This is a genomic window from Acidovorax sp. SDU_ACID1 (genome assembly GCF_045291395.1).
Lineage (GTDB): Bacteria > Pseudomonadota > Gammaproteobacteria > Burkholderiales > Burkholderiaceae_C > MR-S7.
Genome location: NZ_CP152342.1, coordinates 2,628,945 through 2,652,845, shown reverse-complemented (window position 1 = coordinate 2,652,845; position 23,901 = coordinate 2,628,945). Strand labels below are relative to the sequence as shown.

22 protein-coding genes, 1 pseudogene and 2 riboswitches are annotated in these 23,901 nt (G+C 71.0%); of the genes and pseudogenes, 4 read left to right on the top strand and 19 right to left on the bottom strand.

Features of this window, described 5'->3' with window-relative positions; genetic code table 11:
- Nucleotides 1–2: 2 nt before the first annotated feature.
- The 6 genes from AAG689_RS13035 to AAG689_RS13010 form a co-directional block, all read right to left on the bottom strand.
- The gene (locus AAG689_RS13035) at nt 3–812 is read right to left on the bottom strand and encodes an IclR family transcriptional regulator (RefSeq protein ID WP_034690177.1); all 810 of its coding nucleotides are present in this window, start codon (nt 810–812) and stop codon (nt 3–5) included.
- A 120-nt stretch (nt 813–932) separates the two neighbouring features.
- On the bottom strand, nt 933–2,207 hold the full coding sequence (locus AAG689_RS13030; RefSeq protein WP_406622417.1) for an acyl-CoA dehydrogenase family protein: 1,275 nt from the start codon (nt 2,205–2,207) through the stop codon (nt 933–935).
- 30 nt (nt 2,208–2,237) lie between these two features.
- Nucleotides 2,238–3,320 (bottom strand): phosphotransferase, encoded by a 1,083-nt coding sequence (locus AAG689_RS13025; RefSeq protein WP_406622416.1) that lies wholly within the window; start codon nt 3,318–3,320, stop codon nt 2,238–2,240.
- 119 nt (nt 3,321–3,439) lie between these two features.
- Nucleotides 3,440–4,153: a Crp/Fnr family transcriptional regulator gene (locus tag AAG689_RS13020; RefSeq protein ID WP_020227702.1), complete on the bottom strand. Its 714-nt coding sequence runs from the start codon at nt 4,151–4,153 to the stop codon at nt 3,440–3,442.
- 111 nt (nt 4,154–4,264) lie between these two features.
- Nucleotides 4,265–5,044, bottom strand: a complete 780-nt coding sequence (locus tag AAG689_RS13015) for an oxepin-CoA hydrolase, alternative type (RefSeq protein WP_406622415.1) — start codon at nt 5,042–5,044, stop codon at nt 4,265–4,267.
- A gap of 1 nt (nt 5,045) precedes the next feature.
- Nucleotides 5,046–6,566, bottom strand: a complete 1,521-nt coding sequence (locus AAG689_RS13010; protein WP_406622414.1) for a 3-hydroxyacyl-CoA dehydrogenase — start codon at nt 6,564–6,566, stop codon at nt 5,046–5,048.
- A gap of 69 nt (nt 6,567–6,635) precedes the next feature.
- Here AAG689_RS13010 and AAG689_RS13005 point away from each other — a divergent pair, with 69 nt between their 5' ends.
- On the top strand, nt 6,636–8,441 hold the full coding sequence (locus tag AAG689_RS13005; protein WP_406622413.1) for a FimV family protein: 1,806 nt from the start codon (nt 6,636–6,638) through the stop codon (nt 8,439–8,441).
- Complete coding sequence (locus AAG689_RS13000; protein WP_406622412.1) at nt 8,423–8,587, top strand: hypothetical protein; 165 nt, start codon at nt 8,423–8,425, stop codon at nt 8,585–8,587. Before AAG689_RS13005 ends, AAG689_RS13000 begins: the two co-directional genes overlap by 19 nt.
- A gap of 268 nt (nt 8,588–8,855) precedes the next feature.
- On the opposite strand, the gene AAG689_RS12995 is transcribed toward AAG689_RS13000, so the two are convergent.
- From AAG689_RS12995 to AAG689_RS12980, 4 genes are read right to left on the bottom strand one after another with little or no spacing between them, the layout of a single operon-like run.
- Nucleotides 8,856–9,752, bottom strand: coding sequence for a thiamine phosphate synthase (locus AAG689_RS12995; protein WP_406622411.1), 897 nt, complete (start codon nt 9,750–9,752; stop codon nt 8,856–8,858).
- Between the two features lie 3 nt (nt 9,753–9,755).
- Nucleotides 9,756–10,562, bottom strand: a complete 807-nt coding sequence (locus AAG689_RS12990) for a thiazole synthase (RefSeq protein WP_406622410.1) — start codon at nt 10,560–10,562, stop codon at nt 9,756–9,758.
- A gap of 7 nt (nt 10,563–10,569) precedes the next feature.
- The gene (gene thiS / locus AAG689_RS12985) at nt 10,570–10,767 is read right to left on the bottom strand and encodes a sulfur carrier protein ThiS (protein ID WP_406622409.1); all 198 of its coding nucleotides are present in this window, start codon (nt 10,765–10,767) and stop codon (nt 10,570–10,572) included.
- Nucleotides 10,764–11,870: an FAD-dependent oxidoreductase gene (locus AAG689_RS12980; protein WP_406622408.1), complete on the bottom strand. Its 1,107-nt coding sequence runs from the start codon at nt 11,868–11,870 to the stop codon at nt 10,764–10,766. Before AAG689_RS12980 ends, thiS begins: the two co-directional genes overlap by 4 nt.
- A 33-nt stretch (nt 11,871–11,903) precedes the next feature.
- Nucleotides 11,904–12,005, bottom strand: a riboswitch (TPP riboswitch).
- A gap of 52 nt (nt 12,006–12,057) precedes the next feature.
- Between AAG689_RS12980 and thiD the strand changes: the two genes are divergently transcribed.
- Entirely contained in the window at nt 12,058–12,912 is an 855-nt protein-coding gene (gene thiD, locus AAG689_RS12975) for a bifunctional hydroxymethylpyrimidine kinase/phosphomethylpyrimidine kinase (RefSeq protein ID WP_406622407.1), read from the top strand.
- On the opposite strand, the gene AAG689_RS12970 is transcribed toward thiD, so the two are convergent.
- From AAG689_RS12970 to AAG689_RS12935, 8 genes are all read right to left on the bottom strand, one after another.
- Nucleotides 12,896–13,360, bottom strand: a complete 465-nt coding sequence (locus AAG689_RS12970; protein ID WP_406622406.1) for an SH3 domain-containing protein — start codon at nt 13,358–13,360, stop codon at nt 12,896–12,898. The two genes, thiD and AAG689_RS12970, sit on opposite strands and share 17 nt — an antisense overlap.
- Nucleotides 13,361–13,525: 165 nt before the next feature.
- Nucleotides 13,526–14,797, bottom strand: coding sequence for a purine-cytosine permease family protein (locus AAG689_RS12965; RefSeq protein WP_406622405.1), 1,272 nt, complete (start codon nt 14,795–14,797; stop codon nt 13,526–13,528).
- A gap of 53 nt (nt 14,798–14,850) precedes the next feature.
- A riboswitch (TPP riboswitch) is annotated at nt 14,851–14,952 on the bottom strand.
- Nucleotides 14,953–14,975: 23 nt separating this feature from the next.
- Nucleotides 14,976–16,040, bottom strand: coding sequence for an NAD(P)/FAD-dependent oxidoreductase (locus tag AAG689_RS12960; protein WP_406622404.1), 1,065 nt, complete (start codon nt 16,038–16,040; stop codon nt 14,976–14,978).
- Nucleotides 16,041–16,047: 7 nt separating this feature from the next.
- Nucleotides 16,048–16,371, bottom strand: coding sequence for a ferredoxin FdxA (gene fdxA / locus AAG689_RS12955; RefSeq protein ID WP_020227690.1), 324 nt, complete (start codon nt 16,369–16,371; stop codon nt 16,048–16,050).
- A 108-nt stretch (nt 16,372–16,479) separates the two neighbouring features.
- A complete protein-coding gene (locus AAG689_RS12950; protein ID WP_406622403.1) occupies nt 16,480–17,850 on the bottom strand; it encodes a sulfate adenylyltransferase subunit 1 in 1,371 nt (456 codons plus the stop codon).
- The gene (cysD, locus tag AAG689_RS12945; RefSeq protein WP_406622402.1) at nt 17,850–18,785 is read right to left on the bottom strand and encodes a sulfate adenylyltransferase subunit CysD; all 936 of its coding nucleotides are present in this window, start codon (nt 18,783–18,785) and stop codon (nt 17,850–17,852) included. Before cysD ends, AAG689_RS12950 begins: the two co-directional genes overlap by 1 nt.
- Complete coding sequence (locus AAG689_RS12940) at nt 18,782–19,177, bottom strand: DUF934 domain-containing protein (protein ID WP_406622401.1); 396 nt, start codon at nt 19,175–19,177, stop codon at nt 18,782–18,784. The genes cysD and AAG689_RS12940 overlap by 4 nt, the downstream gene beginning before the upstream one ends.
- Nucleotides 19,178–19,182: 5 nt before the next feature.
- Entirely contained in the window at nt 19,183–20,973 is a 1,791-nt protein-coding gene (locus AAG689_RS12935; RefSeq protein WP_406622400.1) for a nitrite/sulfite reductase, read from the bottom strand.
- A gap of 229 nt (nt 20,974–21,202) precedes the next feature.
- Here AAG689_RS12935 and AAG689_RS12930 point away from each other — a divergent pair, with 229 nt between their 5' ends.
- Nucleotides 21,203–21,958, top strand: a complete 756-nt coding sequence (locus AAG689_RS12930; protein ID WP_406622399.1) for an SDR family NAD(P)-dependent oxidoreductase — start codon at nt 21,203–21,205, stop codon at nt 21,956–21,958.
- Between the two features lie 41 nt (nt 21,959–21,999).
- On the opposite strand, the pseudogene mnmC reads toward AAG689_RS12930, so the two are convergent.
- Nucleotides 22,000–23,900, bottom strand: a pseudogene (gene mnmC, locus AAG689_RS12925) (FAD-dependent 5-carboxymethylaminomethyl-2-thiouridine(34) oxidoreductase MnmC).
- Between the last annotated feature and the right edge of the window lies 1 nt (nt 23,901).

The following is a 23,901-nucleotide window of genomic DNA, read 5'->3' as shown; positions in this document are numbered from 1 at the left end:
GCCTACGCCAGCGGTCCCTGCAGCGCCGTGCGCATGCCGGCGGTGTAGCCCAGGGCGGCCGAGATCTCGCCCGCGGTGGCCTGCAGCTTGGGCAGCCAGCCGTCGTCCAGCCGGTCGGCCGGAGCGGAGATGGACAAGCCGGCCACGAGCTGGCCCTGGTCGTCGAACACGCCGGCGGCCATGCAGCGCACGCCCAGCTCCAGCTCCTCGTTGTCGCGCGCGATGCCGTACTGCCGCGCCTTGCCCAGTTCGCGTTCCAGGATGGGCAGCTGGGTGATGCTGTTGCGCGTGTGCCCCGGCAGGCCGGTGCGGGCGGCGTAGGCGCGCACGCGCTGCGGATCGTCGGCCGCCAGGAACAGCTTGCCGGTGGAGGTGAGGTGCAGCGGTGCGTGGCCGCCGATGGCGCGCACCACCTGCATGCCCGAGCGTTCGCTGTAGGCGCGCTCCACGTAGACGATCTCGTCGCCCTGGCGCACGCTGAGGTTCACGGGTTGCTGGATCAGCTTGTGCAGCTGGCGCATCGGGGCCATGGCCGCGTCGCGCACGGACAGGCGTCCCTTGACGAGGTTGCCCAGCTCCAGCAGGCGCATTCCGAGCCGGTAGCTGCCCGATTCCGGCCGGTCGACGAAGCGGCCGATGGTCAGGTCGTTGAGGATGCGGTGCGCGGTGGACGGGTGCAGACCCGTCTTCTCGCTGATTTCCTTCAGCGAGATGGCCTCCTCGCGCGAGGCCAGGACATCGATCAACTGGAACATGCGCTCCAGCACCTGGACGCTGGGCTTGGGCGGCATGTCCGGATGGCTTTTCTTCATGGCGATGGAAGAGGCTCCCAAAAGCCGGCCATTTTACGTAATGAAAACGTCCGCTGTGGAATGCGCATGAAAAGAGCTGCTAGCGCTTGCCCAGCAAGCGCTGGCAGCTCTCATTTTGAATCAGGCGCCGCGCGTCACGGGCACATGGGCATCGCGGCCGTAGCTGCCGTACTTGCCCAGCTCCCACTTGGCGATGGCGTTGCGGTGCACTTCGTCGGGGCCGTCGGCGAAGCGCAGCGTGCGGGCGTTGGCGTAGGCGTAGGCGAGCGGGAAATCGTCGCTCACGCCGCCGCCGCCGTGCACCTGCATGGCCCAGTCGATCACCTGGCAGGCCATGCTGGGGGCGACGACTTTGATCATGGCGATCTCGGTCCTGGCCACCTTGTTGCCCACGGTGTCCATCATCCAGGCGGCCTTGAGCGTGAGCAGGCGCGCCATGTCGATCTTGCAGCGCGCCTCGGCGATGCGCTCCTGCGTCACGGTCTGCGCGGCGATCGGCTTGCCGAAGGCCACGCGGCTGCTGGCGCGCCGGCACATCAGCTCCAGCGCGCGCTCGGCCTGGCCGATCAGGCGCATGCAGTGGTGGATGCGCCCGGGGCCCAGGCGCCCCTGCGCGATCTCGAAGCCGCGGCCTTCGCCCAGCAGGATGTTCTCCACGGGCACCTTCACGTTGTCGAAGACGACCTCGGCATGGCCGTGGGGCGCGTCGTCGTAGCCGAACACGTTGAGCGCGCGCACCACGGTGATGCCGGGCGTGCCGGCCGGCACCACGATCATGCTCTGCTGCGAGTGCTTGGGCGCCTCGGGATCGGTCTTGCCCATGGTGATGAAGACCTTGCAGCGCGGGTCGTTGGCGCCGCTGGTCCACCACTTGCGGCCGTTGATGACGTAATGGTCGCCCTGGCGCTCGATGCGCGTGCAGATGTTGGTGGCGTCGCTGGAGGCCACGTCGGGCTCGGTCATCGCGAAGGCCGAGCGGATGCGGCCTTCCAGCAGCGGCCCCAGCCACTCGGCCTTGATGGCCTCGGAGCCGTAGCGCGCGATGGTTTCCATGTTGCCCGTGTCGGGCGCGGAGCAGTTGAACACTTCGCTGGCCCATAGCACGCGGCCCATGATTTCGGCCAGCGGTGCGTATTCCTGGTTGGTGAGGCCCGCGCCGTGGTAGCCCGAGGCCTCGGCCGTGTCCACCGGCAGGAACAGGTTCCACAGGCCTGCGGCCTGGGCCTTGGGCTTGAGGTTCTCGATGGTCTTGAGCGGCTGCCAGCGGTTGCCGGCCGCCGTGTTGGCGGCCATCTCCTGGGCATAGGCCTTCTCGGCGGGGTAGATGTGCTCGTCCATGAACTGCGTCAGCCGGGCCTGCAGTTCCTTGGTTTTGGGAGAGTAGTCGAAGTCCATGGGGATTCCCTTCAGAGGTCGGAAAGAAGCTCAGCGTTGCGCGAAGGACCAGGCCAGCTCGGCCATGGGCCGCGCGGTGGCGCCCGCGGCCCTGGCCTGGGCGCTGGCGGCCGTGCCGGCCTCCACGCGCTTGGCGATGCCCTGCAGGATGGCCGCGATGCGGAACATGTTGTAGGCGAGGTAGAAGTTCCAGTCGGCGCGCAGCGCATCGACGTCGGCGATGCCCGTGCGCTCGCAGTAGCGGCGGATGTAGGCGTCCTCCGCCGGGATGCCCAGCGCGGCCAGGTCCAGCCCGCCGATGCCGCGGCTGAGCGCGGCCGGGATGTGCCAGCTCATGCAGTGGTAGGCGAAGTCGGCCAGCGGGTGGCCCAGCGTGGACAGCTCCCAGTCGAGCACGGCGATCACGCGCGGCTCGGTGGGGTGGAACATGAGGTTGTCCAGCCGGTAATCGCCGTGCACGATGGACACGCGGCTCTCGTCGCGCGCGCTGGCCGGCATGTGGGCGGGCAGCCACTGCATGAGCCGGTCCATCTCGGCAATGGGCTGGGTGATGGAGGCCACGTACTGCTTGCTCCAGCGGTCGATCTGGCGCTCGAAGTAGTTGCCGCTCTTGCCGTAGCCCGCCAGGCCCCGCGCGGCGAAATCGACACCGTGCAGCGCGGCGATGACGCGGTTCATCTCGTCGTAGTGCGCGGCGCGCTCGGCGGGCTGCATGCCGGGCAGCGACTGGTCCCACAGCACGCGGCCCTGCATGAACTCCATGATGTAGAAGGCGCGGCCGATGACCGATTCGTCCTCGCACAGCGCCAGCATGCGCGGAACGGGCACATCCGTCCCCGCCAGGCCGCGCATCACGGCGTATTCGCGCTCGATGGCGTGGGCCGAGGGCAGCAGCTTGGCGGCCGGCCCGGGCTTGGAGCGCATCACGTAGCTGGCGCCGGGGGTAAGCAGCTTGTAGGTGGGGTTCGACTGCCCGCCCTTGAACATCTCCACCGAGAGCGGCCCGGCGAAGCCCTCGACATGCTGCGCCAGCCAGGCGCCGAGCGCCCCGGTGTCGAAGGCATGCTGCGCGGAGACGGGGCGGGTGCCGATGAAGTGGTCGAAGTCGCTCATGGGGGCAAGGGTCCAGTCACAAAAAAGAGCTGCCAGCGCTTGCCTGGCAAGGGATTTCGGCACTTTTGATGCTGAAACCCTTGCCAGGTAAGCGCTGGCAGCTATGGTTTTCGAAAGCCTCAGGTCTCGGCGATGCGCAGCAGCGCGGCGCGATCGCGCACCACCAGGCCGGCCGGCTCGATGCGGATCACGTCCTCGCGCTCCATGGCCTTGAGCTCCTGGTTCACGCGCTGGCGCGATGCGCCGAGCAACTGCGCCAGCTCCTCCTGCGCCAGCTGCAGGCTGATGCGGATCTCGTCGCCGTTGGACAGGCTGGTCACGCCATAGCTGCGCATCAGGTGCAGCAGCTGCTTGGCCAGGCGCGCGCGCAGCGGCAGGGTGTTGAGGTCTTCCACCAGCCCGAACAGCTGGCGGATGCGCCGCGCATGCAGGCGCAGCATGGCCTCGTACAGCTCGGTGTGCTGCGCGAGGATCTTGCGGAAGTCCGCCCGCGCCACGCAGACGATGGTGGTGTCGCCATGCGCATAGGCATCGTGCGTGCGCCGGTCGCCGTCGAAGATCGCCACGTCGCCGAACCAGATGCCCGGCTCCACGTAGGTCAGCGTGATCTGCTTGCCCGACAGCGACGTGGAGCTGACCCGCACCGCGCCGCGCGCGCAGGCGATCCACTCCTCGGGCGGGTCGCCGCGCGCCGCAATGAGCGCGCCGTCCTTGAAGCGCTTGACGTAGGAACATCGCAGGATGTCGTGACGCAGTGAGGGAGAGAGGGAGGAAAACCAGCGACCGGTATTGATCGCCTCGCGTTCTTCGATGGTAAGAATCGGCTCGTCCATGGTCTGTCGTTTGCGTGACTGCGGTTGCGGCCCATTGTCGCGTGGGGGACCGGCGGCGCGGCAGGAGGCTGTCGCGCGCGGGGCAGGGCGCAGCGAGTGCGCCTGCTTTTTTTATTGGTAGCGCGGCGCGCGCTTTTCCAGGAAGGCCGCGATGCCTTCGCCGGCATTGGCGTGCTGCAGGTTGCGCACGAAGTGGTCGCGCTCGTGCGCCAGCTGCTCGGTGAACGTGTGGCGGGAGGCATCGTCCAGCAGTTCCTTGATGCTGGCGAGCGCGTTGGGCGCGCGCCCGTTCAGGCGCTCGGCCAGCGCCAGTGCCTCGTGCAGCGCGCGGCCGGGCTCGGCCAGCTGGTTGACCACGCCCAGCGCCTGCAGGCGCGCCGCGTCGATGCGGCTGCCGCACAGCAGCAGCTCGCCCGCGAGCTGGCGCGGCAGCATGCGGCCCAGGCTCCAGGTGGCGCCGCCGTCGGGCGAGAGGCCCACGCCGACGTGGCTCACGGCGAAGAGCGCGTTGCGCGCCGCCACCACGAGGTCGCAGGCCAGCACCAGCGAGAAGCCCGCGCCCGCCGCATGCCCCTCCACGGCCGCGACCACGGGCTTGGGAAAGGTGCGGATCGCCTCCACCCAGTCGTGCAGCGCCTCCACGCCGCGCGCCTGCTCCTGCGCGCCCTGCTGGCGGCGCGCCTGCAGGCGCTGCAGGTTGCCGCCCGCGCTGAAGGTGCCGCCCGCGCCGGTGAGCACCACGCTGCGCACGTCGGCGCTGCGTTCGGCCACGTTCAAGGCCTCGATGCCGGCGGCGTAGATGGCCGGGTCGAGCGCGTTGCGCATCTCCGGGTGGTGGATGGTGAGGACCAGGGTCTGGCCCTGGCTGGTGCTTTGCAGTTCGGCGGGCATGTCAGCTTTCGGGATGCGTCAAACTGAGGCCGATGGCGCCGCGGCGGCGCAGCCAGGGGCTGGGACGGTAGCGCGTGTCGCCATAGACGGTCTGCATGTTGAACAGGACTTCGAGGATGTTGGTGGGGCCCCAGCGGTCGCCCATCGCCAGCGGGCCGAGCGGGTAGCCCAGGCCCAGGGTGACGGCGGTCTCCAGGTCGGCGGGCGTGCAGATGCGCTGCTGGCAGATGTCCGACGCGATGTTGACGATGGTGGCCACCACGCGCTGCGTGACGAAGCCGCCCGAGTCGCGGATCACGCTCACGGCCTTGCCGTCGCGCGCGAAGAGGGCGTGCGCGGCGGCGGCCATGTCCTCGCGCGTGGCGGGGTTGGTGGCGAGCACGCGGCGCCGGGTGGCGGCGTCGTCGATGAGCATGTCGATGCCCACGGTGCGCGCCGGGTCCAGCCGCTCGACCACGGCCACCGTGGTCACGTCGAAGCCCAGCGGCGCCACCAGCGTGAGCGCCTGGGCGGATGGCGACGTGCCGGTCTCGATGCGTGCGCCCAGGTCCTTGAGCAGCTGGTACAGCTCCGCGCGCCGCGCCGCGCGCGTGGACACCCACACGGGCGGCATCTCGGTCACCACCGGGGCCGCGGGCTCGGGCGGCACCTGGGCCGTGCCGTCCACGTAGCGGTAGAAGCCCTCGCCCGACTTGCGCCCCAGCAGTCCGCCGGCCAGGCGCTGCGCGGCGATGGCGCTGGGGCGAAAGCGCGGCTCGTCGTAGAACTGGTGGTAGATGGATTCCATCACCGGGTGCGACACGTCCAGCCCCGTCAGGTCCAGCAGTTCGAAGGGGCCGAGCTTGAAGCCCACCTGGTCGCGCAGGATGCGGTCCACCGTGGCGAAATCGGCCACGCCTTCGCTGACGATGCGCAGGGCCTCGGTGCCGTAGCCGCGCCCGGCATGGTTGACGATGAAACCCGGCGTGTCCTGCGCCATCACGGGCGTATGGCCCATGGCGCGTGCGTAGCGGGCCAGGCGTTCGCAGACGGCGGCGCCGGTGCGCAGGCCGGCCACCACCTCCACCACCTTCATCAGCGGCACGGGATTGAAGAAGTGGAAACCTGCTACGCGCTCCGGGCGGGCAAGCGTTGCGGCCACCGCCGTGATCGACAGCGACGAGGTGTTGCTGGCCAGCACCGCGTCAGGTGCGACGATGGATTCCAGCTGCAGCAGCAGCTCGCGCTTGGCGTCCAGCCGCTCGACGATGGCTTCCACCACCAGCGTGCACGGCGCCAGCTCGCCGAGGGAGGCGACGGGCACCAGCTTGTCGCGCCAGAGCTGGGGCTGCCCCGCGTCGATGCGGCCCTTGTCCGCCATGCGCAGCCACTGCTGGTGGAGGTGGTCGCGCGCGGCCTCGGCCGCGCCGGGCTGGCTGTCGTGGAGATAAACCGTGCTGCCGGCCTGGGCCGCGATCTGGGCGATGCCCCGGCCCATGGCGCCCGTGCCGACGACGCCGATGCGTGTGAAATCGAGTTGCATGCGCGGCATTATCCCTGTGGCGATCCAGGGACGTTCTGTGTCAAAATCGATTCACAAATTGACACTATTGTGAGCACTCGTAACGCAATCGTCGGCGCCTGCCTGTTCGCCGTGGCCTGCGGCGCAGCAGCGCTTTCCCTCGGAGACAGCCGGGGCGCAGTGACCTTGGGGGCGGCGGTCGATCTGGCGTTCGAGGTGCGTCCCGATCCGGGCAAGGACCTGGCTTCCTCCTGCATCTCCGCCCGCCTGGTCGCCGGCTCCCATCCTCTCCCTTCGGCACGCATCCAGGTCACTCCCATGGAGGGCGGGCCTGTGCCACTGGTGCGCGTGCAGACCACGGTCGCCGTGGACGAACCCGTGCTCACCGCCACGCTGGTCGCAGGCTGCGAGGGCCGGGTGTCGCGCACCTACACCTTCCTGGCGGACCTGCCGAGCATGGCCGTGGCGACCGGCCAGCCCATCGACATCGCCCGCCTGGGCGGGGCTGCCGCAGCTCGCGCCGACACGGCCGCCGAAACGCCCGCCCCTCCGGCGGCGCGCCCTGCGCGGGCCGCATCGGGTGCGCCGACCCAGGCACGCCCGCGCCGCGCGGCCGCACGCAAGCCGGCCGCCGCGGCGCCTGCCAGCGCCACGCGCCAGGCCCGGCCGGTGGCGCCCGCTGCCGCTCCGCCGCCCGCACCGCGCCTGGTCATGGAGCCGTGGGACCTGCGGCCCGAGGCGCCCCAGGCGGCGGCCTCCGCCCCGGCGCTGCCCGCGGCTGCGGCCTCTGCCGCGCAGGCCGCGGCGGTGCCGGCGGAGGAGGTGCAGTCGCTCGAATCCCGCCTGCGCAAGCTGGAGGCTGCCGCCGACGCCCAGCGCGCGCGGCTGGAGACGGAGAAGGCCACGGTGGCCGAGCTGCGCCAGCGCCTGGCCCAGGTAGAGTCGCAGGGCTTTCCCGCCACCGTGGTCTATGCACTCGCGGGGCTGCTGGCCCTGGCCGTGCTGTGCATCGCCTGGCTGCTGCGCCGCGCGCGGCGCCAGGCGGAGCAGGACTGGCAGCATTCGGTGGCCTCCTTCGCCGCGGACCCGCGGGACGACTGGGACAGCGATGCTGCCCTGGCCGAGATGGATGCGCCGCCGCAGGAGGTGCAGTCCTCCGGCGCGGCGCAGCTCTGGGAGCCGCCGCAGGACGGCGGCGAGCCCACGCTGCCCATGCCGCCTCCGTCGCCGGCAGCCGTGCCGGCTTCCGCCTCGCCGCCGCGGGCGCAGCAGACGGTGCATCCCGAGGCTCTTTTCGACGTGCTGCAGCAGGCGGAGTTCTTCATTTCCGTCGGCGAACACGAGCAGGCCATCGATACGCTGCAGCAGCACGTGGCCGAGCATGGCGAGGCCTCGCCCGTGGCGTATCTGGAACTGCTGCGCCTGCACCACATGCTGGGCCGCGCGGAGGGCTTCGAGCGACTGCGCGAGCGCTTCCATGCGCACTTCAATGCCCGCGTGCCGCCGTTCTCGCAGTTCCACCAGCACGGCCGTGCCCTGGAAAACTATCCCGAGGCGCTGGCGCACATCGAAAGGGTGTGGGCCTCGCCCGAGGTGATGGCGGTGCTCGATGGCTTCCTGTTCCGCCGCGAGGGGCGGACCCCGTGGAACCCTTCGACCTGGCGGCCTACGACGACCTGCTGCTGCTCCTGTCCATCGTGCAGACCGTGCCCGCCCACCTGCGCGGCGCGTCTTCGCCGCGCCAGCGCACCACGCCGTGGGAGGCGCCCACCCTGCCGCCTGGGGCCGCGCCGCGTTCGCTCGATTCGCTGGCGGGAGATCTGTCGCTGCAGGAGTCGGGGTATGCGCCGCTGGCGCAGCGGCCGATCTCGGAAGCCATGCTGGACGTGGACCTGACCGACCCGCCACCCATCACCATCAGCGACCTGCCGCCCGTGCCCGCCACGGCCGCGCCCGCGCCGGGCCAGCCCGTGGGCTTCGGCATGGAGGACGACAAGATGGAGATCCGCTTCGAGCTGGAACGCAAGGACCTGCGGGGCTAGGGCGTGTCATCCATCAAATCCCCCACGCGAGGGGCATGCGGGCGGTGCAGTGCTATGGCAGCGGTGAGTGCCGTGTACCTTTGCTACACAAGCGAGCCGCAACGACGCAATGCGCCGCCCGCATGCCCCTCCTTCGGGCTGGCCCCGCAATGGGGCGTCTGCTTTGTCGCACGGCTTGCCAATAGCTGCGGCTATTGGCTGCGCCGCGCTTCGCGCATCCATCCCCATTGCGGGGCCAGCGCGTAGGGGATTTGATGGATGACACGCCCTAGGCCCTGTCCATCGCCGCCATCAGCTGCGCGGCGGCGGCCTCGGGCTGTTCGGCGTTGACGATGGCGCGCACCACGGCGATCGAGCCCACGCCGGTGGCCAGCAGCTCGGGGAACTGCGCCAGGCCGATGCCGCCGATGGCCACCTGCGGGTAGCCGCGCATCAGCCGTGCATAGCCCTGCAGGCGCGCCACGCCCTGGGGCACCGTGGCCATTTTCTTCAGCGTGGTGGGGAACACGGCGCCCATGGCGACGTAGCTGGGGCAGGCGGCATCGGCGCGCACCATCTCGGCGTAGCCGTGGGTGCTGACGCCCAGGCGCAGGCCGGCATCGCGCAGGGTGCGCAGGTCGTCGGGGTGCAGCGCGTCCAGGTCTTCCTGGCCCAGGTGCACGCCATAGGCGCCGGCGGCGATGGCCTCGCGCCAGTGGTCGTTGATGAACAGCAGGGCGCCGGTGCCCTGTACGGCCTGCACGGCCGCGCGCACCTCGCGCGCAATGGCGTCGGCATCCGTGCTCTTGAAGCGCAGTTGCACCGTGGGCACGCCGGCGCGCGCCATGCGGCCCACCCAGGCGGCATCGGGCAGCACTGCGTACAGGCTCAGCCGCTGCGGGCAGGAGGCGAAGGGCAGGGCGTGCGGGCGCGGCTGCAGGCCGAAATCCTGCGGCGCATCGGGCCAGAGGGCCGCGTCGAAATGGCCCAGGCGCAGCGCCTGGGCGCTCCAGGCACGGGCCAGGCAGTCGGCGTCGTGCGCGATGAAGCCGAGCTGGCTGCACGCGGCCAGTGCGGCGCGGTAGACCGGGTCGCCGGACGTGGACTCCGGCATGGGCTGCGCGGGAAAGCCCGCGAAGCGTGGCGCGTGGTGGCGCAGGATGGCCTGCTGCAGGTCGTCGCTCATGGGTCAGCCCTGCGTGTGGTGCCAGAACGGCGTGCCCAGCACGGGGGTGCTGGGCTGGGCCGCCTCCTGCGGCGCCATCGCGCCCGCCTGGCGCGCGGCGCGGCCGGCGGACACGGCGTCGGCGAAGGCACCGGCCATGGCCACGGGGTCGGTCGCCAGCGCCACGGCGGTGTTGAGCAGCACGCCGTCGTAGCCCCATTCCATGACCTGGCAGGCATGCGAGGGCAGGCCCAGGCCCGCGTCCACCAGCATGGGCACGGCCAGGCGCTCGCGCAGCAGTTGCAGCGCATAGGGGTTGACCGGGCCGCGCCCGGTGCCGATGGGCGCGGCCCAGGGCATGACGGCCTGGCAGCCCACGTCCACGAGACGCTGGCAGAGCACGAGGTCTTCGGTGCAATAAGGCAGCACGTGGAAGCCGTCCTTCACCAGCCGCTCGGCCGCCTGCACGAGGTTCAGCGTGTCGGGCTGCAGCGTGTAGTCGTCGCCGATCAGCTCCAGCTTGATCCAGGGCGTGTCGAACACCTCGCGCGCCATGTGGGCGGTGGTGATGGCTTCCTGCAGGCTGTGGCAGCCGGCGGTGTTGGGCAGCACGGGCACGTCCAGTTGCCTGAGCAGTTCCCAGAAGCTGCTGCCGGTCTCGGCCGCGTTGCTGCCCTGGCGGCGCAGCGACGCGGTGACCATGGCCGGGCGGGCGCGCCGCACGGCGGCCTCCAGCACGGCGGGAGAGGGGTAGCGCGCCGTGCCCAGCAGCAGGCGGCTCTGGAAGCGCTGGCCGTAGAGCACGAGCGCGTCGTCGGTGGTGTGGGTCATGGTGTTCTCAGCCTCCGGTGACGGGAGCGATGATTTCGATGCTGTCGCCCGCCTGCAGCGCGTGCGCGGCATAGCCGGCGCGGGGCACGAACTGCAGGTTCACGGCCACGGCGAAAGGGGGCTTGGGATTCAGGTGGGCCACGGCGTCGGCCACGGTGGCGCCGACGGGCAACTCGGTGGCGGTCTGGTTGATGAGGACGTTCATGAGGGCAGTGAAAGCGAAAGCGCGAAATCGGAGGCCAGCGCGGATTGTCCCGTGTTCAGCACCTGCAGCACCACGTCGAGCAGCGCGGGGGCGATCATGAAGCCGTGGCGGTACAGCCCGTTGACCTCCAGCACGCGCTGCCGCACCACGCGCACGGCGGGCAGGTTGTCGGGCAGGGTGGGGCGGCACTGGGTGGCGATCTCCAGGATGCGCGCCTCGGCGAAGCCCGGGTGCACCGCATAGGCGGCACTGAGCAGCTCCAGCGCGCTGCGCACGCTGGCGGGCGAGAGGTCGTCGGACTCGATCTCCGTCGCGCCGATCACGAACACGTGCTCCTGCTTGGGCGCGATGTAGATCGGGTAGCGCGGGTGCACCACGCGCGTGGGGCGCTGCAGCGTGACGTCCGGCGCGTGCAGGCGCACCACCTCGCCGCGCACGCCGCGCAGCGCCTGCCACTGGGTGCGTGCGCCCAGGCCGCGGCAGTCGATGACCCAGTCCGGCTGCCCCGCGCCGCCGGGCTGGAAGTCGCCCGGCGCGCGTGTGCTGTGCCAGTGCGTGCGCACGCCCAGCTGTTCCATGGTGGCGGCCAGCGCGGCCAGCAGCTGGCGGTTGTCGAGCTGGCCTTCGCCGGGCAGGTACAGCCCCTGGTGGAATCGGCCCGCCACGGCGCCCTCGCGCTGCGCCACGCCGGCCGCGTCCAGCACCTGCAGCGCGGGCAGGCCGGGCACGGTGGCCTGCGTCTGCTCCAGCTTGTGGCGCAGGCGTGCGGCCTCGGGCGCGTCCTGCCGGTGCCAGAGAATGAGGGTGCCCTCCTGCTGGAAGAAGACGGGCCCGGCCAGTTGCGCCAGCAGCGCGGGCCAGCGTCCCAGCGCATGCTGGCCCATGCGCACCACGCCGGGCTCGGTCACGGCCGATTCGGCGAGTGGCGCCAGCATGGCGGCTGCCACGCGCGCCGCGGAGCCTTCGGCGCTGGGGCCGCCGGCCTCGTGCACCTCGACCCTGTGGCCCTGGCGCGCGAGCTCCACGGCCAGCAGCCGGCCCATGAGACCGGCGCCGAGGAGGGTGATGGAAGCGGGGGAGCGAAGAAGAGGGTGCGCAGGCATCGTTGTTCCAAGGACGGGACAAGACAGAGCGTGGCACCGAGGCCTGAAACTTCCCACGCCAGCATGATCTGGATCGGGTGTGAGGGTCTTTCTCAGCCGCCTGCCCCAATGGCAGGGACACCCCTGTTTCGTCCGTGCTGGGAATTACAGCACAGGGGCAGTGTCCTTACGGTTGATAATTTTTGTCATGACGCAAGAAACACCGACTCCGGCCCGGCGCTATGCGCGCGTGCTGTCCATCGCCGGCTCCGACAGCGGCGGCGGCGCGGGCATCCAGGCCGACCTCAAGACCTTCAGCGCCCTGGGCTGCTACGGCATGACGGCCATCACCGCGCTGACTGCGCAGAACACGCAGGGCGTGTGCGGCATCCATGGCGTGCCGCCCGCGTTCCTGGCCGCGCAGATCGATGCAGTGGTGGAGGACATCGGCGTGGATGCGGTGAAGATCGGCATGCTGCATGCGCCCGAGGTGGTGCGCGTGGTGGCCGACGCCATCCGCCGCCACCGCCTGCCCCACGTAGTGCTCGACCCCGTGATGGTCGCCACCAGCGGAGACCGCCTGATCGCCCAGGAGACGGTGGGCGTGCTGGTGCGCGAGCTGTTCCCGCTGGCTTCCGTGGTCACGCCCAACCTGGACGAGGCGGGCCTGCTGCTGGGCCGCACGCTCGCCGCCGAGGACCAGCTGGACGCTGCCGCCACCGGCCTGCTGGACCTGGGCGCGCGCGCCGCGCTGCTCAAGGGCGGCCACCTGCCGGGCGAGCGCGTGGTGGACGTGCTGGCGTTGCCCGGCGGCGGGCTCCACCGCCTGGCCTCCCCGCGCATCGCCACGCACAACGGCCATGGCACGGGCTGCACGCTGTCGTCGGCCATCACCGCGCACCTGGCGCTGGGCCATGCGCTGCCGCAAGCCGTGGAGCTCGCGCGCGTCTACATCCTGGGCGCCATCGCCGCGGGGGCCGACGTGCGCACGGGCCATGGCCATGGCCCGCTCAACCACGGCTATGCGCCCGTGGCGCAGCGCATCGTCACCAGCCCCAGGTGAGCCGCTGGGCCACCCAGCCCTTCTGGCCGCTGGCGCGCTGCACCTGCGCCCAGGTGCCCGAGCGGCCCAGCGTGCGCATCACCTCGTGCTGCTCCAGCTGGCCCACGCGCTTGTGCTGGGTGCCCGGGCCGGCGCGCAGGTTGGCGGTGCGCGCGGTCACCACGCGGTGGGGCGTCTTGGCCGTGAGCGGTGCGAAGACCCAGCCCAGCGTCTCCTCATGGTCGCGTACCTTGAGCCACTGGCCCTTGCGCTGCTCGACCTGCAGCGGGTAGCCGCGCCCCAGCTCCCACGCCGTGGCGGAGCGCGTCGTGGGCTGCGTGCGGACATTGACCGTATTGCCGTGGATGCTGACGAACTCGCGCGCCTGTGCGATGGCGGGCAGGCACAGCGCGGCGGCGAAAGCGGCGCAGGAGAGGGTGCGGGCGAGGCGGGCCGGTGTGGAAGACACGGGGCGGTTACTCCTTGTGAAAATGGGTTGCAACACAAGGTGGAGGGGGCCACGCGATCGAAGTTCCGCGGTCGCTATATTTAAATGAGCGGCTCGCGCTTGCCGTTCGCCATGTTCAGCCGAAAAACAGGTGAAAGTCCTTGATCGACAAGCGCAAGCAGCTATCTATTCCGTAGCGTTGCGCGGGCGCGTGGCAAAGGCCAGTACGAAGCACACCGCCAGCGTGGGCAGCGCTGCGCCCATGCCCGGCAGCACGCGCGGCAGCAGGTGGTAGCAGGCGATGCCCGCCAGCCAGAGCACCACGGGCAGCCCGTGCACGCCGCGTGCGTTGCGCAGCAGCGCGCCGGCATGCGCGCCGAATGCCAGGCGCCCCAGGATTACGCCGAACAGCGGCACGAACACCGAACTGAGCAGCAGCAGAAACGGCTCCAGGCTGTGCATGGGCAGCACCAGCGCGAACGCCGTGCAGGCCAGCGCGACCATGAAGCCCCAGCGCCGCACGCTCCAGCGCGGCCACAGGCTGTGCGCCGACACCGAGCCTGAGTAGGTATCGCCATAGGCGTTGTCCACCTCGTCGATCAGGATCAGCGACAGCGCGATCAGCCCGCCCTGCGCCAGCAGCAGCGCCGTTACCAGGTCCTGGCTGGGCAGCACCAGCGCCACCAGCACGCCCAGCGCATAGCACCACATGTTGGCCACGGCATAGCCCAGCCAGGTGCCGCGCAGCGCGGCGCGCCCCTCGTGGCCGTGGCGCGCGTAGTCGGCCACCAGCGGCAGCCACGAGATCGGCATGGCGATCACCAGGTCCAGCGCGGGCAGCACGCCCATGCCGCCCGCGCCCTGGCGCGTCCACAGGGCCTCGATGCCTTGCGCATGCGCCAGCGCCAGGAACTGCCACGACAGCCACAGCAGCGACAGCACCACCAGCGGCAGCGCCACGCGCGCGATCAGCCGGCGCACCAGCCGCACCATGGAGCCGCCGATCAGCAGCATCACCACGCCGCCCCACAGCAGCGTGGCCAGCACCGGCCAGTAGCCCGCCGCCATCGCGCCCGCCTGGCGGCCGATGGCCACCGTGGCGTCGCGCATCACCACCAGCTCGAACGCGCCCCAGCCCAGCAGCTGCACGATGTTCAGCACGATGGGCAGTCCCGCGAAGCGCCGCCCGTAGACCGCGTGCATCAGCCCCGCGCTGGCCAAGCCGCTGTCGCAGCCGATTTTGGCCACCCAGCCCAGCAGCCCCGCGCCCACGAGGGAGCCTGCGACGATGGCGATGAGCGCTTCCTGCGTGCCCAGCGCGGGCATCAGGTAGGCGCCCACCTGCATCACCAGCAGGCCCACGCCCAGGCTGAACCACAGCGAGGCATGGTCGCTCCAGCGGAAGGCGCGCTGCTGCGGCGGCAGCGGGGTCAGGGATTCGTTGGCGGCGGTGGACATGCGTGCTCCGTTCGTAGGCAGAGCAGGGGCCGGGGCATGGCGGCCCGGCAAGGGGCGCGGCAAGACAGCTTCCCTGCGCGAGGATTAACTCAACAGGTTCACAGGGTGTGATCTCAGCCCCGGCGGCTTGCGCCGGAGCACCCCTAGCGAGGCGCGCAGTATACGGGCGCAGGCCGGCTCAGCCGGCGGCCACGCCTTGGCCGGCCGCGCCCAGCCGCTCGTGCAGCCGTGTGCTGGTGGTGGTGTATTGCAGCGCCACGGGCGCGCCGGTGAGCAGCTCGGCCGCGCCGAAGGCGGCGAGCGTGGCTTCGTGGAAGCCGCAGAGGATGAGCTTGCGCTTGCCAGGGTAGGTGTTGATGTCGCCCACGGCGTAGATGCCGCGTTCGCTGGTCTGGAACTGCGCGGTGTCCACCGCGAGCTGCTTGCGGTCGAGCGCGAGGCCCCAGTCGGCGATGGGGCCCAGGCGCGGGGAGATGCCCAGGCAGACGATCAGCTGGTCCAGCGGCAGGCGCTGTGGCTGGCCTTCAGGGTCCAGCAGTTGCAGGGCCACCAGGCGCTGGGACGCGGTTTCCTGGCCGGTGATCTGCGCGGCCACCACGCGGATGCTGCCTGCGTCGCGCCGGGCCTGCAGGCGCTCCAGCAGCGCGGGCTCGGCCTGGAAGGCGTCGCGCCGGTGCAGCAGCACCACGCTGGCGGCGCCGGCATCGGCGCAGGCCAGCGCGGCGGCCACGGCGGGCTCGTCGCCGCCGTGCACGACGACGTGCTGTCCTTCGGCGTGCGCGGGCAGCGTTGCCGGATCGGGGTGGTAGTGCAGTTGCCGGCCCAGGTGCGCTTCCAGCCCTTCGAGCTTGAGCGCGCGCGGCACGAAGGCGCCTACGCCCGCGGCGATGAAGACGCTGCGCGCGTGCAGCGCCAGGCCCGCGGAGGTGCCCACGGCGAAGCCACCCTCGGGCATGCGCTGCAGCGTGGCGACCTGCTGGCCCAGGTGCAGCGCGGGGGCGAACGGGGCGATCTGCTGGCGCAACTGCTGCACCAGCGAGCGGCCCGTGCAGTGCGGCACGCCGGGGATGTCGTAGATGGGCTTGTCGGGGTACAGCTCGGCGCACTGGCCGCCCACGTGGGGCAGGGCGTCGATCACATGGGCCGCGATGCCGTGCAGCCCGAGCTGGAAGACCTGGAACAGGCCGACCGGGCCGGCGCCGATGACGACGGCATCCACGCTCTGGGGCGGCAGGCTGGCCATGGAAGGATCAACGCTCCAGGTACTGGAGCTTGTCGGGCTTGCCGTTCCAGTCGTCGGCGTCGGGCAGTGCGGCCTTGCGCTTGGTGATGCTCTTGAACTGCGGGGTGAGTTCGGCGTTGAGCTTGATGTAGGCAAGCTGGTCGGCCGGCAGGTCTTCCTCGGCGAAGATGGCATTGGCCGGGCATTCGGGGACGCACACGGCGCAGTCGATGCACTCGTCGGGATCGATCACGAGGAAGTTCGGGCCTTCGCGGAAGCAGTCCACGGGGCACACGTCCACGCAATCGGTGTATTTGCACTTGATGCAGTTCTCAGAGACGACGTGAGTCATGGGGGAAGAAGTGATGGGATGGTATGTAAGGCCAACCCGGGATTTTAGGACGGCGGCCGGCGTCCGCAGGCCGCCGACCCTGGCTGCCTCGCGGACACTTAACGCAGGTCAAGCGCCGTGGACCAGCGCGGCGCCCGCCGTGCGGTGGCTGGCGGTGTCCACCAGGATGACGGAGCCGAGCACCCGCGCCTGCGCGAAGGGCGCGGCGGGCAGGGGCTCCTGCAGCAGCAGTTCCACGTGGCCGATGGCATTGGGTTCGAGCTGGGCGGCGTCTTCCTCGGCCAGCGTGTGGATGTCGAGGCGGTGCACCACGCGGCGCGCCTTGGCCTTGACCCAGCGGTGGCCGTGCAGCGCCCAGTAGACGCGGCCGGCGACGAGCGGCTCTTCGTCCATCCAGGCGACGGTGGCGCGCAGCTCGCGCTGGCCGGGCCAGGCGGGGGCGGGTGCGTCGAAGCCGTCGCCGCCGTCGTCGGCTGGCGCGGCCAGCAGCCAGTCGCCGCGCGAGACGTCCACCTCGCGGTCGAGCACGATGCCGGCGCTGGTGCCGGCGGGCACGCCGGTGGGGCGGCGCGCGTGGTCCAGCACCTGGGCCACGGTGGCGCGCTGGCCGCTGGGGAACACCTGCACCTCGGTGCCCGGCGCCACGTGGCCCGCGGCCACGCGGCCCCAGAACACGCGGCGGCCCTGGCGGGTGTCGGACGAGGCGGAGAATTTCTCCACCCACTGCACGGGAAAGGCCAGCGGCAGGTGCGTGTCGGCGGGTGTGTGCGGCAGCCGCTCCAGGATCTGCAGCAGGCTGGGGCCTTCGTAGCCGCACCAGCCGGCGTGGGGCTGGGCCACGTTCCAGCCCTTGAGGGCGGACACGGGCACGGTGGCGGCCACCTGGATGCCGGCGGCCTGGGCGAAGGCGGCGAGCTGCTGGCGGATGTGGGCGAAGGCGTGCTGCGGGTCTTCCACCGCGTCGAGCTTGTTCACCGCGAACACGAGCGAAGGCACGCGCAGCAGGTTTACCAGCAGCGCGTGGCGGCGCGTCTGCGGCAGCAGGGCGAGTTGCGGGTTGCGCCAGTCGAGCTTGGTGGCGTCCACCAGCACCACGGCGGCGTCGGCCTGCGAGGCGGCGGTGACCATGTTGCGCGTGTACTGCTCGTGGCCCGGCGCGTCGCCGATGATGAACTTGCGCGCTTCGGTGGCGAAGTAGCGGTAGGCCACGTCGATGGTGATGCCCTGCTCGCGCTCGGCGGACAGGCCGTCGGTCAGCAGCGCCAGGTCGGTCTCGCCGCTCCTGGTCACGCCCGCCAGGTGGTCCTGCAGCACCGCGCGGCTGTCCACCAGCAGGCGGCCGATCAGCGTGCTCTTGCCGTCGTCCACGCTGCCGCAGGTGATGAAGCGCAGCGCGGGCGCCTGGGCCGATTGCAGGTCATTTTGGCCTTCAGCGCTTGCTGGGTAAGCGCTGCCAGCTATGGTATCGATAGTGCTCATCAGAAATACCCGTCTTTCTTGCGCTTTTCCATGGAGGCTTCGGAGGTCTGGTCGTCCATGCGCGTGGCGCCGCGCTCGCTGACCTCGGCGGCCAGCGTCTCGATCACGATGTCGGAGGCCGTGGCGGCCGTGCTTTCCACGGGGCAGGTGCAGGTGATGTCGCCCACGGTGCGAAAGCGTACGTCGCGCGTGACCACCGTCTCGCCTTCGCGCGGCGGGGTGAGTTCGGTCACCGGCACCAGCAGGCCCCGGCGCTCGACCACCTGGCGCGGGTGGGTGTAGTAGAGGGCAGGCAGCTGCACGGCCTCGCGGTCGATGTACTGCCACACGTCCAGCTCGGTCCAGTTGCTGATGGGGAACACGCGGAAGTGCTCGCCGGGCGCCAGGCGTGTGTTGAACAGCGTCCACAGCTCGGGGCGCTGGGCCTTCGGTGCCCATTGGCCGAAGCTGTCGCGGTGGGAGAAGATGCGCTCCTTGGCGCGGGCCTTCTCCTCGTCGCGGCGCGCGCCGCCGATCAGCGCGTCGAAGCGGAATTCCTCGATGGCCTCCAGCAGCGTGACCGACTGGTGCGCGTTGCGCGATTCGTCCGGGTGCGCCAGGCGCACGGTGCCGCGCGCCATGGAGTCTTCCACGCTGCGCACGATCAGCTCGGCACCCAGTTCCTTCGCGCGCTGGTCGCGGAAGGCCGTCACCTCGGGGAAGTTGTGGCCGGTGTCGATCATCAGCAGCGGGTAGGGGATGCGGCCTGCGCCGAAAGCCTTCTCGGCGCACCGGAGCATGACCAGCGAGTCCTTGCCGCCCGAGAACAGCAGCGCGGGGCGCTCGAAGGTGGCGGCCACCTCGCGCAGGATGAAGATGGTCTCTTCCTCCAGCGCGTCGAGGTGGCGGTTGCTGAGCTGGTGGGCCAGCACGGAGGTGTCCACGCGGGCGTTCATGCGGCCTCCCGTGCGAAGTGAGGGCGCGGCTCCAGCACGTCGCCCTGGTAGAAGCCCTGGAAGCGGGCGAACTGGCGCTCGGCCGCGGCAGGGTCCACGCCCTCGGCCAGCACGGCGCTGCTGAAACCGCTGCGGTGCATGTGCACGAGCTGGTCGATCAGCACGTCGCCCGTGGCGCGGATGTCGCCGGCGAATTGGTAGCGCCGGCGCAGCAGCAGCGCCTGGCTGTAGGCGCGTCCGTCGGTGAACTTGGGGAACTGCAGCTCGATGCGCTGCACGCCTTGCAGCGCGCCGCTGGCAGCCAGCGCGGCCAGGTCGGCGTCGTTGGCGATCTGCAGGGTGTTTTCGGTCTCAGCGCTCGCGGGGGCAGCGCTGGCAGCTATTATTTTCATAGTCCTTATTCCTGGGCAACGGCTTCTTCGGCCTTGGGGTGGCGTGCGGCGTTGGCGGCGGCCTTGAACGGGTCGTGGCCCACGCGGCGCAGGGTGTCGATGAAGAACTCGCCGCTCTTGCGCTCGGCGCGGTAGGTGTTCAGCACGGCCTCGATCACGTCGGGCACCTCGGCCGCGGAGAACGAGGGGCCGACCACCTTGCCGCCGATGGCGGGGCCGGAAAGCGTGGTGCCGTCGGCACCGCCCAGCGTGATCTGGTACCACTCCTTGCCGTCCTTGTCGACGCCCAGGATGCCGATGTGCCCGCTGTGGTGGTGGCCGCAGGAGTTGATGCAGCCGCTCATGTGCAGGTCGATGGGGCCCAGGTCGAACAGCTCGTCCAGGTCCTGGTAGCGCTCGGTGATGGCCGCCGCGATGGGCAGCGAGCGCGCGTTGGCCAGCGAGCAGTAGTCGCCGCCGGGGCAGGCGATCATGTCCGTCAGCAGGCCGATGTTGGGCTGCGCCAGGCCCAGGGCCCGGGCGGCCTCGTAGAGCGCGGGCAGGTCGCCCTCGTGCACCCAGGGCAGCAGCAGGTTCTGCTCGTGCGTGAGGCGCGCCTCGCCGGCGGAGAACTGGTCGGCCAGCTGCGCGAGGGCCTCCATGGTGTCGGCGTCGGCGTCGCCGGGCGCGAAGCCCACGCGCTTGAACGACAGGGTGACGGCGCGCAGGCCCTGCAGGCGGTGGCCGCGCACGTTCTGCTGCAGCCAGCGCTGGTAGAGCTGGCCGTCGGCCTTGACGCTGGAGGGCAGGTTGGCGGGCCGCAGCGGCGGCACGACAAAGTGGGCGGTCACGCGGTCGAGCTCGGCCTGGGTAATGGTGTGCGGCGCGCCGTCCTGCTCCAGGATGGCCTTGTATTCCGCCTCCACCGCGTCGATGAACTTCTGGCCTTCGGACTTCACCAGGATCTTGATGCGCGCCTTCCACTTGTTGTCGCGCCGGCCGTAGCCGTTGTAGACCCGGATCACGGCCTCGATGTAGTTCAGCAACTGGTCCCAGGGCAGGAACTCACGCACCACGGTGCCGATCACGGGCGTGCGGCCCATGCCGCCGCCCACCTTGACGGTGAAGCCCACTTCGCCCGCGTCGTTGCGCAGCGCCTGCAGGCCGATGTCGTACCAGCCGGTGGCGGCGCGGTCTTCCTCGGCGCCGTTGAAGGCGATCTTGAACTTGCGCGGCAGGAAGGTGAACTCGGGGTGCAGCGAACTCCACTGGCGCGCGATCTCGGCGAACGGGCGCGTGTCCACGATCTCGTCCTCGGCGATGCCCGCATAGGCCTCGCAGGTGATGTTGCGGATGTCGTTGCCGCTGGTCTGGATGCCGTGCATGCACACGCTGGCCAGCAGCTCCATCACCTCGGCGGCCTGGGTGATGGGGATCCAGTTGAACTGCACGTTGGTGCGCGTGGTGAAGTGGCCGTAGCCGTATTGGAGCGGCGGTGCCGCCAGCGTCAGGCCCGGCTGGGCGGCCTGCAGCTGGTCCTGCGTGGCCTGTGCGTGGGCCAGCAGCTCAGGCGCGGGCTTGTCGTAGTCGCGCGCGATGCGGGCCAGCATGCGCAGCTGCGTGCTGCTGATCTCGCCGTAGGGCACGGCGATGCGGGCCATGGGCGCGTAGCGCTGGATGTACCAGCCGTTTTGCAGGCGCAGGGGCAGCAGTTGCTCGTCGGTCAACTCGCCGCGCTGCCAGCGTTCGAGCTGGTCGCGGAACTGCTCGGCGCGCAGCTGGACGAATTGGCGGTCGAAATCGGTGTATTGGTACATGAGGGGCTAGTCAACGGTTCATCGCGAGGTGTCTTGCCACGCGGGCAGGCACGCATGGGACGTGACTGTAGAAGGGTGTCTTATAAAAACAAACTAATCTTTAATGCTTCATATATATCGTCATTGGCATATAAAAAGGTGTTGGCCTGCGCTTGATGCGCGTCAACACCCATGGCGGCGCAGCGCGCCACCATGGCAAGGTCTCAACCATGGTCGAACAGGAGCTCTTATGCGATTGAAAGGCAAGAACATGGTCGTCACCGGCGGCGCCAGCGGCATCGGGCTGGCCACGGTGGTGCGCAGCCTGGAAGAAGGCGCCCACGTGGTGATCGCCGACGTGGCGGGCAGCGACGGCGCGGCCCAGGCGGCGCGGCTGGACGGGCGGCACGGCGGGCGCTGCCTGTTCGTGGCCACCGACGTGACCGACACCGCGCAGGTGGACGCGCTGATGCAGCGCACGGCGCAGGAGCTGGGCGGCGTGCACGCCGTCTTCAACAACGCGGGCATCGGCGGCCTGTGCCCCGCGCAGGACTACACGGACGAGGCCTTCCTGCGCATCATCGACATCAACCTGAACGGCGTGTTCCGCGTGGCGCGCGCAGCGCTGCGCCACATGCTGGGGCAGGGCGGCGGGGGCAGCATCGTCAACTGCGCGTCCATCCTCGGTGTGATGGGGCAGACGCAGACGGCGGCGTATTCGGCCGCCAAGGGCGGCGTGGTCAACCTCACGCGCACCCTGGCGCTGGAAGGCGCATCCCATGGCGTGCGCGTGAACGCGGTGGGGCCGGGCTACATCGACACGCCGCTGCTCAAGGACCTGCCGCCCGAGATGCGCCAGGCGCTCATCCGCCTGCACCCGCTGGGCCGCTTGGGCGCCGACACCGAGGTGGCCAACGCGGTGGTGTTCCTGGCGAGCGACGAGGCCAGCTTCATCACCGGCGCGCACTTGATGGTGGACGGCGGATACACCGCAGGAAAAAGCTGAGCCTTTTCAGGCTATAGCCTAGGCCCACCAAGCGCAGGCAGCTATCGATTCGATAGTCTTTCGGTGCTGAGCGCCTGGGCCAGCTTCGCCTCCAGGGGCAGCGGCTCGGCATGCAGGCGCGCGGCCAGCAGCTCGGCGCAGAGCAGGGACAGGGTGAGGCCGCGCGCGCCCATGCCTGTGCAGACCCACAGGCTCGGCTGGCCGACCGCGTCTTGGCCGACCGCGTCTTGGCTGACCGCATCCACCGGGCCGGTGATGGGCAGGCGGCCGGGGGCCGTGCAGCGCACCGCCGCCCAGGTGCGTGCCCCGTCGAACACGGGTGCCAGCGCCTGGCCCAGCGCGGGGGTGAGGGCCTGCATCTTGGCGAGGTTGGCGGCATGACCCGCGGCGGCCTCGTGCGGGGCGGGCGGCAGGTCGGCGCGGTCGCGCTCGAAGGTGGAGCCGGCCACCCAGCCCAGGCCCTGGTCCAGCGGCACCCGCGACACGAGGTTGCCGTGGCCGTTGAGCGGCTGGGGCGGCCAGGGCAGGCCGGCGTCTTCCGGCGCATGCACCCCCAGGCGACCTGGCCGCGCAACGGCTGCAGCGGCCAGGGGCTGCCGATCAGCGGCGCGCTGTGGAAGCCGGCACAGACCACGGCCAGCTCGGCCTCGGCCAGCACGGTGCCGTGCGCGTCGAGCGCCTGCCATGCGGTGGCCGTGCGCTGCAGGCGCGTGACGGTGCGGCCGCCGTGCCAGTGGATGCCGGGCTGCTCCAGCAGGCGCTGCACCAGCCGGGGCGGGCGCACCCAGCCGCCGCGCGCGTGCCAGCAGGCTGCCGCGTCGGGCGGCAGGTGGCTGGCGGCCAGCTGGCCGGGCGTGGCGGGGCGGCTCCAGTCCAGGCCCGGCCCCTGCGACCAGGCGAGGGGCAGGGCACCGTCCACGCCGTGTTCGAGCACGCCGCAGTCGCTCCAGTCCACCCCCTGCGCATCGCCCAGGGCGGCGGCCAGTGTCTGCAGCGTGGTGCGCACGCCGGCGCGCGACAGGCGCGAAAGCACGCTGTCGTCCGGCGAGACGTGCGGCGCGAACACACCCGCGGGCAGGCCCGAGGCGCCCGCCGCGGGCGTCTGGCCCTCTTCGAGCACGTGCACCTGCCAGCCGCGCCGTGCCAGGCTGGCGGCCACGGCGCTGCCAGCCAGGCCGGCGCCGACCACGAGGCAGCGGGCCGCGCGGGGCGCGGCCACATCCGGCAGCACGGGCTGGCTGGCGCGCGGCTCCCAGTGCGGCTCGAAGGTGGCCTGCAGGTTGTCGCGCTTGGGCGGGAGGCCGGGCACCTTGCGCACCGCGAAGCCGCCTTGCGCCAGCGCGTCGCGCACCGCGCGGGCGATGGTCCAGGTGGCCAGGCGCGTGCCGCGGCGGCAGCAGCGGGCCACGGCCCTGAGGGTGTGCGGACTCCACAGATCGGGGTTGCGCTCGGGGCTGAAGCCGTCCAGGTAGACGGAGTCGGCCACGGGCTGCTGCTGGCGCAGCATCGCCTGCGCGTCGCCGATGTAGAGCGTGAGCAGCACGCGTCCGTCCTCGAAGGCCAGGCGGTGCACGCCGGGCAGCAGGCCCCAGAACTGTGCGGCGAGCTGTGTGGCCAGCGGTAGCAGATCCGGGTCTTGCGGCGCGGCGCGCAGCAGGTCGTCCGCACTTACGGGCCAAGCCTCGCAGGCGGTGAAATGCAGGATGCGCGGGCGCGCAGGATCGGCGCGCCAGGCGGCCCAGGTGACAAGGAAGTTCAGCCCCAGGCCGAAGCCCGTCTCCAGCACGCGCCACTGCGGCTGCCCGGCCCAGGCGGCGGGCAGGCCGCAGCCGTGCAGGAACACGTTGCGGGCCTGGGCTGGGCCGCTTTCGCTGTGGTAGCGGTCGGAGAAGCGGGGGCTGTAGGGCGTGCCGTCGGGGAGCCAGTCGACAGGCTCGGACACG

Coding starts and splice junctions, on each gene's coding strand:
- AAG689_RS13035 (WP_034690177.1), bottom strand. CDS start 812: ATGAAGAAAAGCCATCCGGACATGCCGCCCAAGCCCAGCGTCCAGGTG.
- AAG689_RS13030 (WP_406622417.1), bottom strand. CDS start 2,207: ATGGACTTCGACTACTCTCCCAAAACCAAGGAACTGCAGGCCCGGCTG.
- AAG689_RS13025 (WP_406622416.1), bottom strand. CDS start 3,320: ATGAGCGACTTCGACCACTTCATCGGCACCCGCCCCGTCTCCGCGCAG.
- AAG689_RS13020 (WP_020227702.1), bottom strand. CDS start 4,153: ATGGACGAGCCGATTCTTACCATCGAAGAACGCGAGGCGATCAATACC.
- AAG689_RS13015 (WP_406622415.1), bottom strand. CDS start 5,044: ATGCCCGCCGAACTGCAAAGCACCAGCCAGGGCCAGACCCTGGTCCTC.
- AAG689_RS13010 (WP_406622414.1), bottom strand. CDS start 6,566: ATGCAACTCGATTTCACACGCATCGGCGTCGTCGGCACGGGCGCCATG.
- AAG689_RS13000 (WP_406622412.1), top strand. CDS start 8,423: ATGCTGGACGTGGACCTGACCGACCCGCCACCCATCACCATCAGCGAC.
- AAG689_RS12995 (WP_406622411.1), bottom strand. CDS start 9,752: ATGAGCGACGACCTGCAGCAGGCCATCCTGCGCCACCACGCGCCACGC.
- AAG689_RS12990 (WP_406622410.1), bottom strand. CDS start 10,562: ATGACCCACACCACCGACGACGCGCTCGTGCTCTACGGCCAGCGCTTC.
- thiS (WP_406622409.1), bottom strand. CDS start 10,767: ATGAACGTCCTCATCAACCAGACCGCCACCGAGTTGCCCGTCGGCGCC.
- AAG689_RS12980 (WP_406622408.1), bottom strand. CDS start 11,870: ATGCCTGCGCACCCTCTTCTTCGCTCCCCCGCTTCCATCACCCTCCTC.
- thiD (WP_406622407.1), top strand. CDS start 12,058: ATGACGCAAGAAACACCGACTCCGGCCCGGCGCTATGCGCGCGTGCTG.
- AAG689_RS12965 (WP_406622405.1), bottom strand. CDS start 14,797: ATGTCCACCGCCGCCAACGAATCCCTGACCCCGCTGCCGCCGCAGCAG.
- AAG689_RS12960 (WP_406622404.1), bottom strand. CDS start 16,040: ATGGCCAGCCTGCCGCCCCAGAGCGTGGATGCCGTCGTCATCGGCGCC.
- fdxA (WP_020227690.1), bottom strand. CDS start 16,371: ATGACTCACGTCGTCTCTGAGAACTGCATCAAGTGCAAATACACCGAT.
- AAG689_RS12950 (WP_406622403.1), bottom strand. CDS start 17,850: ATGAGCACTATCGATACCATAGCTGGCAGCGCTTACCCAGCAAGCGCT.
- cysD (WP_406622402.1), bottom strand. CDS start 18,785: ATGAACGCCCGCGTGGACACCTCCGTGCTGGCCCACCAGCTCAGCAAC.
- AAG689_RS12940 (WP_406622401.1), bottom strand. CDS start 19,177: ATGAAAATAATAGCTGCCAGCGCTGCCCCCGCGAGCGCTGAGACCGAA.
- AAG689_RS12935 (WP_406622400.1), bottom strand. CDS start 20,973: ATGTACCAATACACCGATTTCGACCGCCAATTCGTCCAGCTGCGCGCC.
- AAG689_RS12930 (WP_406622399.1), top strand. CDS start 21,203: ATGCGATTGAAAGGCAAGAACATGGTCGTCACCGGCGGCGCCAGCGGC.